This is a genomic window from Pseudoalteromonas sp. SR43-7 (assembly GCF_014163785.1).
GTDB classification, from domain to species: domain Bacteria; phylum Pseudomonadota; class Gammaproteobacteria; order Enterobacterales; family Alteromonadaceae; genus Pseudoalteromonas; species Pseudoalteromonas distincta.
In genome coordinates, this window is the sequence record NZ_JACJDY010000003.1 from 59,511 (window position 1) to 75,215 (window position 15,705).

18 protein-coding genes are annotated in these 15,705 nt (G+C 39.9%); 8 read left to right on the forward strand and 10 right to left on the reverse strand.

The annotated features are described in order from the left end of the window. Window positions 1-62: 62 nt before the first annotated feature. Both H5087_RS02905 and H5087_RS02910 read right to left on the reverse strand, forming a co-directional pair. The gene (locus H5087_RS02905; RefSeq protein WP_182671103.1) at window positions 63-2,645 is read right to left on the reverse strand and encodes a TonB-dependent siderophore receptor; all 2,583 of its coding nucleotides are present in this window, start codon (window positions 2,643-2,645) and stop codon (window positions 63-65) included. Window positions 2,646-2,962: 317 nt separating this feature from the next. Further along, on the reverse strand, window positions 2,963-3,136 hold the full coding sequence (locus H5087_RS02910) for an oxidoreductase-like domain-containing protein (RefSeq protein ID WP_149603594.1): 174 nt from the start codon (window positions 3,134-3,136) through the stop codon (window positions 2,963-2,965). 103 nt (window positions 3,137-3,239) lie between these two features. Here H5087_RS02910 and H5087_RS02915 point away from each other — a divergent pair, with 103 nt between their 5' ends. Together H5087_RS02915 and H5087_RS02920 are read left to right on the forward strand one after the other, a co-directional pair. Continuing rightward, a complete protein-coding gene (locus H5087_RS02915; RefSeq protein ID WP_182671104.1) occupies window positions 3,240-3,662 on the forward strand; it encodes a hypothetical protein in 423 nt (140 codons plus the stop codon). An 87-nt stretch (window positions 3,663-3,749) separates the two neighbouring features. After that, window positions 3,750-5,114, forward strand: a complete 1,365-nt coding sequence (locus H5087_RS02920) for a M17 family metallopeptidase (protein WP_182671105.1) — start codon at window positions 3,750-3,752, stop codon at window positions 5,112-5,114. A 34-nt stretch (window positions 5,115-5,148) separates the two neighbouring features. Here the strand turns inward: H5087_RS02920 and H5087_RS02925 are convergent, their stop codons facing one another. Both H5087_RS02925 and H5087_RS02930 read right to left on the reverse strand, forming a co-directional pair. Next, a complete protein-coding gene (locus tag H5087_RS02925; RefSeq protein WP_182671106.1) occupies window positions 5,149-5,535 on the reverse strand; it encodes a VOC family protein in 387 nt (128 codons plus the stop codon). Window positions 5,536-5,605: 70 nt separating this feature from the next. After that, the gene (locus H5087_RS02930) at window positions 5,606-6,685 is read right to left on the reverse strand and encodes a ketoacyl-ACP synthase III (protein WP_182671107.1); all 1,080 of its coding nucleotides are present in this window, start codon (window positions 6,683-6,685) and stop codon (window positions 5,606-5,608) included. 153 nt (window positions 6,686-6,838) lie between these two features. Between H5087_RS02930 and H5087_RS02935 the strand changes: the two genes are divergently transcribed. From H5087_RS02935 to H5087_RS02960, 6 genes are all read left to right on the forward strand, one after another. Continuing rightward, window positions 6,839-8,146, forward strand: a complete 1,308-nt coding sequence (locus H5087_RS02935; protein WP_182671108.1) for an amidohydrolase family protein — start codon at window positions 6,839-6,841, stop codon at window positions 8,144-8,146. Between the two features lie 8 nt (window positions 8,147-8,154). After that, window positions 8,155-8,559: a DUF4440 domain-containing protein gene (locus H5087_RS02940; protein WP_182671109.1), complete on the forward strand. Its 405-nt coding sequence runs from the start codon at window positions 8,155-8,157 to the stop codon at window positions 8,557-8,559. A 61-nt stretch (window positions 8,560-8,620) separates the two neighbouring features. Beyond that, window positions 8,621-9,862: a sensor histidine kinase gene (locus H5087_RS02945; RefSeq protein WP_182671110.1), complete on the forward strand. Its 1,242-nt coding sequence runs from the start codon at window positions 8,621-8,623 to the stop codon at window positions 9,860-9,862. Further along, window positions 9,859-10,386: a response regulator transcription factor gene (locus H5087_RS02950; protein ID WP_182671111.1), complete on the forward strand. Its 528-nt coding sequence runs from the start codon at window positions 9,859-9,861 to the stop codon at window positions 10,384-10,386. The genes H5087_RS02945 and H5087_RS02950 overlap by 4 nt, the downstream gene beginning before the upstream one ends. Window positions 10,387-10,413: 27 nt before the next feature. After that, window positions 10,414-10,836: a thiol-disulfide oxidoreductase DCC family protein gene (locus tag H5087_RS02955; protein ID WP_182671112.1), complete on the forward strand. Its 423-nt coding sequence runs from the start codon at window positions 10,414-10,416 to the stop codon at window positions 10,834-10,836. Between the two features lie 102 nt (window positions 10,837-10,938). Next, complete coding sequence (locus H5087_RS02960) at window positions 10,939-11,217, forward strand: peptidylprolyl isomerase (RefSeq protein ID WP_002959014.1); 279 nt, start codon at window positions 10,939-10,941, stop codon at window positions 11,215-11,217. A gap of 80 nt (window positions 11,218-11,297) precedes the next feature. On the opposite strand, the gene H5087_RS02965 is transcribed toward H5087_RS02960, so the two are convergent. From H5087_RS02965 to H5087_RS02990, 6 genes are all read right to left on the reverse strand, one after another. Then, window positions 11,298-11,645, reverse strand: coding sequence for an energy transducer TonB (locus tag H5087_RS02965; protein WP_182671113.1), 348 nt, complete (start codon window positions 11,643-11,645; stop codon window positions 11,298-11,300). Between the two features lie 167 nt (window positions 11,646-11,812). Further along, window positions 11,813-12,472 carry a DsbA family oxidoreductase gene (locus H5087_RS02970; RefSeq protein WP_182671114.1) on the reverse strand — a complete coding sequence of 220 codons (660 nt, stop codon included), beginning with the start codon at window positions 12,470-12,472 and terminating at the stop codon, window positions 11,813-11,815. Window positions 12,473-12,586: 114 nt separating this feature from the next. Continuing rightward, window positions 12,587-13,807: a Xaa-Pro peptidase family protein gene (locus H5087_RS02975; RefSeq protein WP_033029765.1), complete on the reverse strand. Its 1,221-nt coding sequence runs from the start codon at window positions 13,805-13,807 to the stop codon at window positions 12,587-12,589. A 101-nt stretch (window positions 13,808-13,908) separates the two neighbouring features. Beyond that, window positions 13,909-14,517, reverse strand: a complete 609-nt coding sequence (locus tag H5087_RS02980; RefSeq protein ID WP_149593093.1) for a flavin reductase family protein — start codon at window positions 14,515-14,517, stop codon at window positions 13,909-13,911. 9 nt (window positions 14,518-14,526) lie between these two features. Then, window positions 14,527-15,249 (reverse strand): SDR family NAD(P)-dependent oxidoreductase, encoded by a 723-nt coding sequence (locus tag H5087_RS02985; RefSeq protein ID WP_182671115.1) that lies wholly within the window; start codon window positions 15,247-15,249, stop codon window positions 14,527-14,529. Beyond that, window positions 15,246-15,644, reverse strand: coding sequence for a thiol-disulfide oxidoreductase DCC family protein (locus tag H5087_RS02990; protein WP_182671116.1), 399 nt, complete (start codon window positions 15,642-15,644; stop codon window positions 15,246-15,248). Before H5087_RS02990 ends, H5087_RS02985 begins: the two co-directional genes overlap by 4 nt. Between the last annotated feature and the right edge of the window lie 61 nt (window positions 15,645-15,705).

Consider the following 15,705-nt stretch of genomic DNA (forward strand, 5'->3'; position numbering starts at 1 on the left):
CTATAAAATTAAAAAGGCGAAATGTCTTTAACATTTCGCCTTTGGTTCTTCATGAAAATAGTTTAAAAAGTATATGTTGCTTTAGCGTAGTAAAAGCCACCGTTAATACCAAACGGAGATGTTTCGTAGAACTGACCACCCCAGTTGTTATTAGGGATGCCCGTTGCATCTGCAAAATCAAGTTTTTCAGCATCTTGGTCGAATAAGTTTTGAGCGCCTACAGAGAAGCTAACTGATTCATTTAAGAAGTAAGTTACTTCAGCATCAATAGTGACTGCAGCATCTGCTGTTTTAGCTGTTGCATCATAATCAACGTGAACACCTTGGTATTCGCCGTAGTAGTTTGCACGAGCAAATGCAGAAACTGATTCCCATTGTTGAGACAATGTGAACGTTGCACGATGATTAGGTAAATCTTCTTCTAAACGCTTAACTTTAAACGCACCTGTAATTTCACTAAATTTAGTTACTTCAGTATCATTCCAGTTATATGCAAGACTAAATGTAGAGCTACCGCCCATTAATTCAGCTGTATAGTTTGCAACTAAATCGATACCTTGTGTTGTTGTGTCAAAGTCATTTGTAAAAAAGCTTACCTGAGCAAGGCCTTGTACATTAGGTACTCCTGCTGCTGCAAGGGTATCTTTGTCTGCTTGGCTTAAATTGATTTTATCTGATTGGCTAATACGGTCATCTACTTGGATGTTGTAGTAATCAAGCGTTAAAAATAATTCGCCAATTGTGTATACAGCACCAAGCGTATAACTTTGTGATTCTTCCGGCTCAAGCTCTGTACCACCTAATTGCACTGCAATTGGGTTTGTTGGTGGAAGAAGCGCTGAATCTTGTAATACACCGCCATCTAAACTTGTTTGTACATTACTTACGTTAGCTTGACCAACTGTAGGTGCACGGAAACCACTGCTTACAGAACCACGAATATTTAAATCTTCAGTTAAATGGTATTGAGCCATTACTTTATAGTTAGTGGTAGTGCCAAAGCTGTCGTAATCTTCAAATCGAAGTGCTACGCCCATTAAAAAGTCTTCAGTAAACGGTGCTTCAACATCAACATATGCTGCATAGTTACGGCGAGAAAATTCACCTGCTTGTGATGGTTTAAAACCAGGGAAACCATTAGAGCCAATACCAAAACCTTGTGCTGTTAAAGGGCCTGCAGTGTAAGATTCTTCATCACCAGAGACGATAGTAAATGTTTCTTCATGCCATTCAAAACCACCGGCAATGTTTACATCATAAGCTAAACCAAAGTCGATACCTTTTGATAAATCAAAGTTAAAGTTCTTCTCTAGTTGTTCGTATTTACCCGGGCTGAAGTCTCGTGGTGTATCTGCACCTAAAGAGGCATTAACCGTGTCGTAAATAAAGTAACGTGATTCATTTAAGCCAACAGTGCCGCTTAAGTCATAGTAAGTATCTTTTAAGAAGCCACCAGTGAATCGACCTTTAGTACCAATAGTTAAAGAAGTATCAGTAATGTTGCCGCCAAAGTTAGGTGTAAAGCCACCTGGAAGCATCTCATTAAAGGCAAAACAATCTGGGTTGTTTGCTACACCATTTATGTAAGCAGGATCATCTAGTACATTGCCGTCTGTTATTGTGATAGTTGGACAGTTAGCGCTCATATCAGGTGTTGTGTCGGCAACAAGTAGTGTTTCGCCACCATCATTTGAGTAAACACCAGAACGTGTTTGCGGGTTACGGTAATAAAAACCGCCACGTACATCACGTTCAGAGTAGTTACCAAACATGTAAAATTCAGAGTCGTTTGTTAGCTCTAAACCCACATTACCAAAAATAGTAATATCGTCATCTACTTCTGGTGCACCCCATACTTGTGCAAGAGAAGATACTTCAGGCACACCGGCAGCTGAAAGTGCTGCAGCATCGGCACGTTGAACTGAACGGCTTGTTGCATCAGCTGTTTTATATTGAAAGCTTAAATTAGCAAAACCATTGTCGGTAAACGGTAAACCTACGTTACCCGACACTTGTGTTGTATCGCCATCGCCTTCATAAAATTGACCGTGGCGGATTTCTAATTTACCACCTTCTGAAGCGTCTTTTAGTTGGAAATTCATTACACCGGCGATTGCATCAGAACCATACTGCGCAGCCGCGCCATCGCGAAGTACTTCTACTTGTTTAATCGCAATGCTTGGAATAACTGAAATATCTGCGCCTTGTGCGCCATCGTTGATACCACCGCCTAAAAATGCGATTACAGAAGCACGGTGACGACGTTTGCCGTTTAAAAGAACCAATGTGCTGTCTGACGGTAAACCACGTAAGTTAGCTGGACGAACAAGAGAAGCCGCATCACTGATAGGGTTTTGGTGTACGTTAAACGATGGTACTGCACCTTTTAAAAGCTCAAGCATGTCAGTGTTACCTGACTTTTCAAGCTCTTCGCCGCCAATAATGTCGATTGGAACCGGTGAGTCACCTATTGAACGAGGAGCTGAACGCGTACCTACTACGGCAATTTTTTCAACGTTTTTATTTACTTTAGTTTGTTCCTGCTCGTCTGCCGCAATAGCAGATCCAGAAATAAATAACCCTGCAGTGGTTGTAGCTAAAGCAAATTTGATTGCTTGGTTTAGCGCATTACTTTTTAATTTCATTCTAATTTTCCCCAGTTAGAATAATTCTTATTTTTGATGTAAATTTCACATCATTTGTTTTTAACTTAATTTTTTGTTTCACATAAGTTTGAGGTTTTAGCTCAAAAGCCTAATCAATTAAGCTTACTTCTTGTGAAGTCCTATCTACAGACTATAGATAAAAAACAGGAAGGGCAATTACTAATTAACCGTTTGATAACAAAAAGATTCAATTTAAGAAAAAATGCAACAGTGGTGCAAAGTGAATCTAAAATGAACTAAATAAGTGCAAATAAGGCTATTGAGGGGAATATTAATGCGCTAACTGCATTTAAATGTTATTTATTTGTTTCTTTTTTTGTGGGGTTTTCAATGTTTTGTGCGTACCGCCAAGCTTCTAATTTTTCTTTGTATTCATCCCATACGCAGGGACAGCAACTGCCACCACCGCAACATTCATCAGATTTTGGTTTTTCAGGTTTTTGCGGTAATTGATTTGTTATATTCTGCATTGTTGTATGTATTTAATACTAATTTGGTGCAAAGGGTAAGTTAAAGGGTGTTGAAAGTAAATTATTCTTTGTGAACCTGTGCTGCTGTGTGAAAATAAAAGTTATGCGATTATATAAAGTTATTCACCGTGCACCTTGGCGGGTAGTTAAAATTAGTAAAAAACGCCAACAGCTGCGTTTTCGCCGTGCTATGGTGGCGCTTAAAATCGCACTCGCCCAAGAAAAACAAGAAACTAAAGAAATGCTCTCTATTTATAGGCGTTACACTCAAGGCCACACAAGTAAAGAAGAGTTAAAACGCGCAAATGAGCAATTTGTTGATATTTTAAAAGGGTTAGGGCTCGGTGTATTTGCTGTATTACCTTTTGCTCCGCTTACAATTCCTTTAGTTGTTAAATTAGGGAGTTTGGTGGGAGTTGATGTACTGCCAAGTTCGTTTAATATGAACAAATCTATTAAAGAACTAGATGCTAAAATAGATCAAGAAAATCAAAAGCAAGAATCTAAAAATAGCTTTAAAAAGTAGCTAAAATCCCTTCAAATTAGCGATACCTTTTAGGTGCGCTTATTGATATGCTCTTAAGTACCATTTTTATATTATATGAGCTTTTTAATGAGTGCATTACTACGTCATACATCTTCTGGTATTCCTTTATCTTTTATTCTTAAAAACGAATTATCTGACTGGCAAGCACAGCAGCCTGCATTTATACAAAATTGGTTAACTAATACAGGTTTTGAAAAGCAAGGTGTTGCTTTAATTCCTGATGCTAAAACGGGCGAGTTAAGCCAGGTATTTTGTTTAATGCAAAGCAGCGATGATTTTTGGGCTGCGGGTAATTTAGCAAATACACTTCCTACAGGTACTTATCAAATTCGAGGCGACAGCGCTTTTGTAGAGCAGGTTGCTTTAGGGTTTGTACTTGGTGGTTACGAATTTTGTGAATACAAAGAAAAACCAACAGCAAAGGCGCAATTAGCCATTAGCGATAAAGCGTTATATGAACGCATTAGCCAACAAGCTGATGCCATTACACTTGCACGTGATTTAGTTAATACTCCAGCGGTAGATATGATGCCGCAACATTTATCGCAAGTTATGGAAGATTTAGCTGCAACTTACAATGGCGAATTTTCACAGTGGGTTGGTGATGAGTTACTAGAGCAAAACTACCCGACTATTCATATGGTGGGTCGTGCAAGCGAAAATAAACCGCGTTTACTTGATTTAAAATGGGGCGCGACAGATGCTCCATTAATTACACTAGTCGGTAAGGGCGTATGTTTTGACTCAGGCGGACTTGATTTAAAACCGAGCTCTGGCATGCGTAACATGAAAAAAGACATGGGCGGCGCGGCGCATGTAATTGCACTAGCGCAGCTTATTATGGCAGCTAACTTACCAATTAGATTACGTGTACTTGTACCAGCGGTTGAAAATGCAGTATCGCGCAATGCATTTCGCCCAGGCGATGTTATTAAAACGCGCAAAGGTATTATGGTCGAAATTGATAATACAGACGCTGAAGGCCGCTTAGTATTGTGTGATGCATTAAGCGAAGCGCAAAACGATAATCCTGAGCTAATTATTGATTTTGCTACCCTCACGGGTGCATGTCGTGTTGCACTGGGCACGGAGCTTCCGGGCTTTTTCTCAACAGAACGCGATGTAGCAAATGGCATTATTGACGCCGGTTTAAGTGTACATGACCCTGTTTGGCAACTTCCGTTGTTTGAGCAATACAAAAGCTTACTAAAAAGTGATGTAGCCGATATGGCAAATTGCGCAAGCACACCGTTTGGTGGTGCTATTACCGCAGCGCTTTACTTAAAAGAATTTGTTGAACCAACAACACCGTGGGTACACTTTGATGTAATGGCATGGAACTTACGCGCATTACCAGGTCGTCCAACGGGTGGTGAAGCATTAGGTATTCGTGCTGTATTTAACTACTTACAAAATCGTTTTAATAAGTAAGTTTTTGATTCAATAGTAAGAAATAACTTGAGCTTTAAACCTCATAAAGCTCAAGTGGCAAGTTGTCTGGATCGGCAAAAAAGGTAAACTTTTTGCCAGTTATTTCATCCACTCTAATATCCTCAACTTTTACGTCGCACGACTCTAAATACGTTTTTGCAATCTGTACATCCGCTACCTTAAAAGCTAAATGTCTTAAGCCTTGTGCTTCGGGATAGCTGGGTCTTTCGGGCGAACCATCAAACGAAAATAGCTCTATTTGACTACCATCTGGCATGGCTAAATCTAATTTATATGAATTGCGCTCAGCTCTAAAGTGCTCATTAATAACGTCAAGTTTAAGTATATTGCTATAAAAGTGTTTAGAACGTGCGTAGTTACTACAAATAATCGCAGCGTGATGAATACCTAAAAGTTTCAAGTTTAATTCCTTAAAAAGCAAAAACGCACTTAAATAAGTGCGTTTTAAATGTGGCTTATTACATGTTGTGTTAGCTTTGCTCGGCTTCTTTACATGCTTTAACCGCTGGTGCTACAAGCTCTAAACCAGTTTTATCACATGGCGGTAAAGCGGCATCACTTACACTAATAGGCGTTACACGTTCGCCCCATTTTATGTAACTTGCAGCCCATGTAAGACCTGCACCAAATGCAGCAGACATAATATTTGAATGCGGTTTAATTAACCCTTGCTCAACCGCTTCACATAACGCAATAGCAATAGTCGCAGCAGAGGTATTACCATACTCACCAATGTTAACCATTACTTTTTCGTCAGGTACTTTTAAGCGATGCTGAATAGCCTGAATAATACGTAAGTTAGCTTGGTGTGGAACGAGTACATTAATGTCGTCAAGGTTTAAGTTGGCCTGTTGCAGTACGTCGTCACACGCTTCACTCATACCTTTAACAGCACGTTTAAAAATTTCACGACCTTCAAATAATAAATCAGAAGGGCCAATTGGCTCATACTTATTTAAATCGCTACCAAAGTTGGTGATGTGTAAAATATCGCGGTCTTCGCTGTCGCAACCGGTTTTGGTACCAAGTAAACCAGCAGGTGTATCGGCAGCTTCAAGTATTACTGCACCTGCGCCATCGCCAAATAAAACAGCGCTGTCGCGACGTGCCCAGTTTACGTACCAGGTCATACGTTCAGCGGCAATGACCACTGCTTTTTTAATCATACCCGCTTGAATTTGTGCTGTTGCAGCTTGCAACGCATATAAAAAGCCCGAGCATGCCGCGTTTGTATCCATTGCGGCAGCGCCTGTTGCACCAATATTTTTTTGCACTTGTGAGGCGGTATTTGCCACAACGGTAGAAGGTGTACAGGTTGCTAATATCACTAAATCAATATCTTTAGGATCAATGCCCGCGCACGCAATAGCATGCTTAGCGGCAACGGTTGCCAGCTCAGCGGTACTTACATGGCTCACTCGGCGAGATTTAATGCCAGTACGCGTGGTTATCCACTCGTCGGTGGTATCAACTATTTCACTAATTTCATCGTTGCTAATGCTTGCTGGTGGAATGCATTTACCCCAACCAGTGATATGTGCGTAAGGCATAGTATGTTCTCTTAAGGTGGTCTGACATGTATTACTAATGAGGGAGTTATACCAAAAAACGGCTTTCAAGACTAGTTTATAGCATGCTTTGTGTCGTAAATATTCGCAATTACAGGTTATTTAAGGTAATGCTAGTATAAAAAAGGAGCAAGTATGAAAACAACACTAATAACAACATTCACTGCAATAACGCTGGCATTCATAACAACTGGGGCTTTTGCTCAACAGCATAAAATTATTTATGCGGGCAGTTTACTTGCATCCGAAGATCAAAAAGTAAAAACAGAGCAAACGTTAGTCATAACAGATAATACAATAACAGCTATTAAAAACGGCTACCTCACAAAAGCAGAACTTAACCTACCTGATGCCGATATTATCAATCTTAAAAATCAATTTGTAATGCCTGGTCTTATTGATATGCATGTTCACGTTACGTTTGAGCGAGATGCTAAAGCAAACCCTCATCGTTGGACAACAGAATATGATGCGGATTATGCTTTGCGCTCAATTAAATATTTACAACGTACGCTCGATGCGGGTTTTACATCAGTGCGAGATTTAGGTAGCGATCACAAAGTAATATTTCCGCTAAAGCGTGCTATTGAGCGAAATGATATTAACGGCCCTCGCATTTTTGCAGCGGGTAATACAATATCGCCTACTGGTGGACACGCAGATATGCACGGATATCGAAAAGATATTACAGATGCGGTTACAGGCGGGATTGGTATTTGTAATGGCGCGGATGATTGTAGCCGTGCGGTACGCGAGGTAATTAAAAGTGGTGCTGATGTAATTAAAATTACTGCCACGGGTGGAGTACTAAGTAATACCGCTGCTGGGGTTAATCAGCAACTTACAGATGCAGAGCTGATTGCAATTGTTGATACTGCTCACCACTTAGGACGTAAAGTTACAGCCCATGCACACGGTACACAAGGTATAAAAGCAGCCTTAAAAGCCGGTGTAGATTCTATTGAGCATGGCTCTTATTTAGATAAAGAGGCAATAAAGTTATTTAAAAAAACGGGAGCTTATTTAGTACCGACGCTTTTAGCGGGTGCAACGGTAAGTGAAGAGGTGCTTACAAATCCAAATATGCCACCGGCAATAGCCGACAAAGTGCGCGAAGTAACTCCAAAAATGCAGGCTTCGTTTAAACTTGCACTGAAAAACAAGGTTAATATAGCTTTTGGAACAGACTCTGGGGTGTCGCGTCATGGGTTCAATGCTAACGAATTTAGTTTAATGGTAAACAATGGTATGAGCGAAGCCCAAGCTATTAAATCAGCAACCATACATGCAGCTAAACTGCTGGGGCAAAGCGCACTCATTGGCGACTTGAGTGTTGGTAAACAAGCAGATATTATCAGTGTGGATGGCTCACCGCTTAAAAATATTGACGTACTTAAAAACGTACAATTTGTTATGAAAGCCGGGCAAGTTTATAAACAATAGGGAAGGTTATGAGCAGCAAAATAAAAGTGTCGTTGTTTAATCATTTGATTGACGCTGAGCGCCAGTTACTAGACCCAGAAGTTCGCCAATCTGAGCGCGCATTAGACGCTTTACTCGATGATGAATTTATCGAAATTGCTGCTAATGGCACTACATTTAATAAATACCAAGTACTAACTCGTTTACCTACCGAGGTTGTGCCACAGTTTTATAATCAGCATTTTAAGGGCCGAATGCTGAGCGATGATGTAGTGCAACTTAGTTACCAAGCTGCTTTTAGGCGCTCTGCTCGCGCTGAGTTTAATTATTCATTGCGTATGTCGCTTTGGCGTAAAAGTAATGAACAATGGAAAATGGTGTTTCACCAAGGAACGCCTTGTGGGCCGTTTTCAATTTCGATGGATGATGATTAAAAATCATATAACCGTTAAAATAACCTTATTAAATATTTGATTGGGCAATAACCTGTTGTTAATGCGTACCGACCCCACCATTAGTCGATTATTAATGCTGCGAAGCGGCGCTATTGCCGTGCAATTAATTGCGGTACTTAGCGTTTATTTTTTACTAGAACATCAAATTGCATTACTGCCTTTACTTATTGTTATTGCCGTTGAGGCTGTGTTTCAGCTTATTAGCCTATTTGCTTATCGTAATGTAAGTCGCGCAAAACCTTTGGGTATGTTGATGCAGTTAACTGCAGACGTATTATTTTTAACGGTTTTACTATCGCTAAGCGGCGGTGCAACTAATGCATTTGTTTCGCTGTTATTGCTCCCGATAATGATCGCTGCTGTTACGCTGCGAGAAAAAGGATTAGCTTATATTGCGGTATTAGCCATTGCCGCATACAGTTTGCTACTTATAAAGATGCCCGATCACAATATGCATCAAATGAATATGAGTGGTCATTTTATTGGCATGTGGGTTAATTTTGTTTTAAGTGCCAGCGTAATCGCACTTGTTATTGGCGCAATGAGCAGGGCACTTAAAGAGCGAGAGCGAATTATTGCAAACGTGCGTGAAAAACAATTGCGTAATGAACAGCTTGTTACCCTTGATGGGGCCGCTGCACAAATCACCCATCAACTAGCGACCCCAATTGCGAATTTACAGCTATTGTTTGAAGAGTTATTAGAAGACCAACCAAACAACCCTATTGTAAAGCACATGCAAGCGCCGCTTACTCAGTGTAGTACGCAACTTAACGACTTTAGAAAACTCTCAGAGCAATTACGTCTTAAAAATTCACAAGAGCATACCACAGTAAAGCAACTGCAAACGCAAATTACAGATACGCTTTTACTGCAATACCCTGATCAGCACATTAAATGGATTACGCCACCTATTGCGGCAACGCTATTGAGTGATGCGATGTTATTGCCTGCTATTTTAAATTTATTGCAAAACGCCGCGCTCGCTAATCAAAAACAAGGTAAAACTCAATTAGAGCTGAGTTGGCAGCAAGATAACTTACATAGCGAATGCGTTTACTTGTTAATTCGTGATTTTGGCCGTGGCTTTTCGTCATCGCAATTAGCAGAGCTGGGTGGTCAACTTATGCCAAGCGATCAAGGAATGGGGCTTGCTGTGCTTTTATCAAACGTTACTTTTGAGCGTTTAAATGGCTCACTTACCTTGTTTAACCATGCAGATGGCGGCGCTGTTGCCAAAGTTAAACTCGCTATTGTAAACATTGAGAATAACGCCTCATGAAGTTACTTATAATTGAAGACGACATTAATTTAGCCAGCACACTGGCAAGGCGTTTAACTAAACAGGGCTTTACCTGTGAGGTGGCGCATAATCAAAGTGATGCGTTACTTACCGCGCGTAAACTATTGCCCGACTTTGTTTTATTAGACATGAAACTAGGTGACGATAACGGACTTACACTCATAAAGCCGCTGCGTAGTTTGCTCCCCCAAACTCATATTGTTTTACTAACTGGGTTTGCAAGTATTGCAACCGCAGTAGAGGCAATGCGGTTAGGTGCAAACGATTACCTTACTAAGCCGGTTGATATGGCAACATTATTAAAAGCGCTTAACACCGAGCCTGTGGCATTGGCATCGAATGTTATTGATGATGCGGTTATGTCGCCGGAGCGCTTAGAGTGGGAGTATATTCAACAAGTATTGCACAGCAATAATGGCAATGTGTCGGTTACCGCGCGGCAACTTAATATGCATAGGCGTACTTTGCAGCGCAAGTTACAAAAAAAGCCGGTGCAACAGTAATTTAGTACTTAATTTAAGGAAAGTGTTATGAGCGATGATGCAGCAGCACTCATGCAAAATCAAAAAATTATATTATTTGATGCGCAATGTAAGCTGTGCAGCGCGTGGTGTAATTTTATTATTGCTCACGATAAAAATACTATTTTTAAATTATGCAGCGTGCAATCTCCAAAAGGGGAATTGCTGTTAACGCATTTTGGTTTTTCAACAACTGAATATGCCTCAATGGTGCTTGTTGAAAATGGTAAAGCATTTACACAAAGCCATGCTTTTTTTAATGTTGTTAAGCAGCTAGGTTACCCATACAAGCTAGCAAACGTATTTAGTATTTTGCCAAATAGTTTTAATAATTGGTTATACGATAGGGTTGCTTTAAACCGCTATACCTTATTTGGAAAATATCAGTATTGCAGAATTCCCAACCCAGATAATGCTAAACATTATTTATAAATTAGGCGTTAATACACTGCAGTATAAGTAGATGATAGGTTTATGAGGTTGTGTTAAAATCGCCGCGTTTAATTTTAGCTAACGGTATAAAAGGCTTTTTTCATGGCAAACACAGCACATGCACTTCACATTTTGGTAAAGCACAAAGAGATTGCAGAAGATATTATTAAGCAATTAGGTAAAGGTGCAAAGTTTCAGACCTTAGCTAAAAAGTATTCGTCATGCCCATCGGGTAAAAAAGGCGGTGACTTAGGTGAATTTAGACGCGGACAAATGGTTCCACAGTTTGACAAAATTGCATTTAAAGGCGCAATTTTAGAGCCCCACCTAGTTAAAACTAAATTTGGCTGGCATGTAATTAAAGTACTTTATCGTACTTAGTTTACTTTTAAGTAAAGAAGTAACCTTCGCTGTATAGAAAAAGGCTGCAATGTGCAGCTTTTTTTAGTTTTAGTTAGTTATTATTTTGCTAAATTAAAATCTATAGTCATTTCTAAGTCTTCATCAACTACCGCAATACCATTAACTACTTTAGGTGCATAACGCCATTTAGAAAGAGAGCGAATCGCTGCTTTATCAAAAATTTTCACAGGCTCAGCTTTAATCACTTTAATATTAACTGGCTTACCAGATGTATCTACATCAAAAGACATTGTCACACTACCTTCAATTTTTTCACGGACACTTTTAATTGGATACTCCGGAGGACTGGGCATTATCAGTGTAGCGTTAGGGCTATCAGGTAGATGTGTTGTCGAACAAGCGGTTAAAAGAAACAGTGACGTCAATGTTGTAATTATATATTTCATTATAAATCCCTTTATAGGTATTATTATCGATTTGTTAGAGGTCGTTTCTATAATGACACCAAAAGAGATTCAAGGTAAATAATAAATTTGTATTGTTTTTGAACTGATGAATAAACAAGAAAGGCTGCATTGCGCAGCCTTTCTTAATTTTAAACTTTATTTGTGTATTAAGCGTCTTCCTTGGCTTCTTCTTCACTAATCTGTTTTAGTGCTTGAATGAATGAGTCGCTTGGTTGTCCGCCAGTAAGTGCATACTTATCGTTTATGATAAACGTAGGTACTGACGTAATGCCCATTTGTTTAAAGTTGTCTTGCTCTTGGCGTACGTCTTGTACGTATTTGTCTGAGTGTAAAATACTACGTGCCTCTTCTTTATCAAGGCCAACACTTGCTACTACATCAAGCAGAGCGTCTTCCTGATTTAAGTATTTTAAATCGGTGAAATGTGCTTCAAAAAAGGCGAGTTTTAGCTTCGTTTGCTTACCTTCTTCACGTGCCCACATTAATAAACGATGCAAATCAAAGCTGTTGATCATGATGCGTTTGCCATCAAAATTAAAGGTAAACCCAGCACGTTGACCAGCTTCGAACATGTTTTTACGATTTTCGTCGCCTTGCTCTTCTGTTAGGTTGTACTTTTGCATTAAGTGTTCGTTTAAGTCTTGACCTTCAATTGGCATATCTGGGTTTAGTTCAAAAGGATGCCACGTAATATCTGCGCTCATTTCGTCTTTGAGTTGCTCTAGCGCAGTTTCTAGGTTTTTATAACCCACTACACACCAAGGGCACATTACGTCTGAAACTATATCAATTTTAAAGTTTTTCATATTTATCCTTTTGAGGATTGCTTTGGTATAACAGGGGATATTGGGATGAACTGCACTTTATCAATGCCAAACTAAAAAGAGCAGCTAAGCAGCTGCTCTTGAAGGTATTCAGTTTTAAGCGTTAAGGCCAAATGGGTCGTCAATACTATAACTTGGTTGTGTAAACCAATGAGGGCCGTTGTCGGTCATGTAAAAATGATCTTCTAAACGCACGCCAAATTCATCGGGTATAACTAACATTGGCTCGTTACTAAAGCACATGCCTGGGGCAAGTGGGGTTTTATCACCGCCAACTAAGTATGGCCATTCGTGAATATCTAGCCCAATGCCGTGCCCCGTTCGATGCGGGCAACCCGGTGTTTGGTACTGCGGGCCTAGCCCTTGCGCTGCTAAATAGTTACGTGCGCCCGCGTCAACGTCTTCGCACGTAGCACCAATTTTAGCTGCATTAAACGCGGCCATTTGCGCTGCTTTTTCATGATCCCAAAACATCCGTTGGCGCATTGTTGGTTCGCCAAATACATAGGTACGGGTTATATCTGATAAGTAATCGTGTACTTTACAGCCAGTATCAATTAGCACCATATCGCCTTTTTTAAGTATTTGGGCATCTTTAACACCGTGCGGGAAAGACGTTGCAACACCAAATAAAACAATACAAAAATAGTTACCTGGTGCACCTACTTTTTGGTGTGCTTGCTTAATAAAAGCTTCTACTTCGGTGGTGGTTATCCCCTCATAAAGCATGCTTGCTGTGGCTTGATGTACGGCTAAGGTCATGTCCATCGCGCGTTGCATTAAGCTAAGTTCATGAACTGATTTATGCATACGGCAATGCGCCGTTACAGGTTGTGCATTTATGAGGGTTAAACCCATTTGTGCTTTATTAATGCCGTCGAATATAAAAAATTGTGCGCTTTCATCAATGCCAATAGTTGCGTTTTCATTAATATTTAACTTTTTTAATACTTCGACAAAAAGTGCATAAGGATTTTCGTGCTCTTGCCACCCATGAATAGGCCCATCTATTACTTTAAACCCGTTTAGTGAACCAATTTCGAAATAAGGCGCAATGTACTGTACTTCACCAAGGGCGGGTAATATCGCGCCAACCATACGTTCGCTCGCGTACCATTTCATGCCTGTAAAGTAGGTAAGGTTGGTGCCAGCGTTTAAATAAATTGCATCTATGTTGTTTGCTAGCATATACGCTTGAGCCTTGGCTATGCGCTCTAAATGTTCGTCAGCTGCGATAGGGGTCAGCGTTTGCGTCATGTTACTTAGGCTTGCCAGCGCTTGCTCGCTTGATTGTGTACCAATACCGATGGTGGTCATATTTTTCTCCTTGGATTTTTAGCTAGTGTGATTAATACCAAGGTAAAATTCAATGTTATGCGATAAGAGGCTATTAGTTTATAGCCTCTTAAAATGGCATATTATTTTTTAGCGTAAGGTAAACGCGTGAGTTTATTACTTGTGTGGTAGCTATCAAGCCCGGTTACTGCCACCGTTTCAATAGCCTGTAAATCTAAAAAGCCATCACTTTGAAGTGCTACTTCATCTAAATACACATCAGTGATTTCACCTATTACAAGCTCTGTGCCATTGATGGCTAAATGTTGGTTTTCTACAAATTTAACCGAGTACTTTAAGCGGCTTTCTTTAACAAAAGGCGCTGCAAAGTCATTTAAATATTCGGTCGTTAAACCTGTCGCTGTAAATTCCGACTCGCCTTTATTGTAGCGGGCTGATGTTTGATGAGCTTGCTTATAAATAGCCTTATTAACCTGGTTAATGGTGTAACTACCAGTTTCGATTATGTTTTCGAACGTATGGCGAGGCACGCTATTTGGGCGCATTATCATCCCAACTAGCGGCGGGTGAGCACCTAAATGAATAACTGAGCTAACAATGGCGAGATTAGTATTGCCTTGTTTGTCTTGCGTGCCAATTAAGTTGGCGCTTTTAAAACCCGAAAGCGAATTAATTAAATGAGTACGGGTATGTTTTTCAAGTGCGTTTATGCGTTCTTTAGTAAAATGCATTAAAGGTCCTTACCACGGTATGGTTTCGCCTTGCCAATCTAAGTAGGCAGGCTCACCATTGAGTTCTAAATGAGGGTTATTAAAAGTAAGTGTAAAAAGCTGCTTGGCTACAAATTCAGCTGTAAAGAGTTTTCCAGCAGGTACGTTTTTTTGAAATGGCTTTGAAAGCGCAGTATCAGTAGTCCCTGGGTGAAATAAAACGAGCTTGGTATTTTTAGCTCTGCGTGCAAGTTCAATCGCTGCGGTTTTAAATAGCATGTTAAGCGCAGCCTTAGAGGCGCGATACGTATACCAACCTCCTAATTTATTGTCGTTGATGCTGCCCACACGCGCACTGAGTGCTGTAATAGTGCACTGCGTTTTGTGTGTTAAAAGAGGCAAAATACTCTGCAAACAAAGTAGGGGAGTTAGGGTGTTTGAATTTAGAAGTTGGCTAAAATACTCAGCGTCTAAATCCTCTAGCTTTTTTTCAGGCATATGGGTTTCGTTGTGCAGTTTACCATTGAATATAATAACTTGTTGTATATCGGCATTTTGCTCTTTCAGGTAATTAGTAACACGCGCTAAACTTTGTTTTGTGTAGTCAGTATGCAGGTGGACAACACTTGAACCAGATTCAATACTTTTTGAACTAATACAAACAATTTGATGAGTAGGCGTGTTTATTTGTAGATGTTCTATATATGCATTTGCTATGGCACTGCTTGCGCCGAATAAAACAATAGTTTTCATTTATCACCTTTTGCTTTTAGTCCACATTGGCCGTTACTGCACTGAGTATTTGGCATTAAAAAGCGACTGATGGGGTGCCTATATTTAGCAAATAACAGGTATCCGCAGTCAGCGAAAAAGCGAATTATTGGCAAGCGAAAAATTTTCAACCAGCTGTGTTTATCCACTATTTTCCATGCTTCGTACGTTACATCAAGCCCGTAAATCATTTCACCTGATTGCTTTTGGGCTTGCAGGTAGTTCATTGCTTTGTCTTTATCAATATACGGGTAGCGTTCACTAAAGTCGCTCGCGTTAAGATCTTCAAGCGTAATTAGATTTTTAGAGTCTGCATGTTTTAGTTGCTGCATTTCGGTGCTACAAAGTGGGCAGTTTCCGTCGTAAAAAATGATCATGTAATTGCTTTGTGATTATTTTATATATACTTTTTTACGACAAGACATTGCAAATGGATCT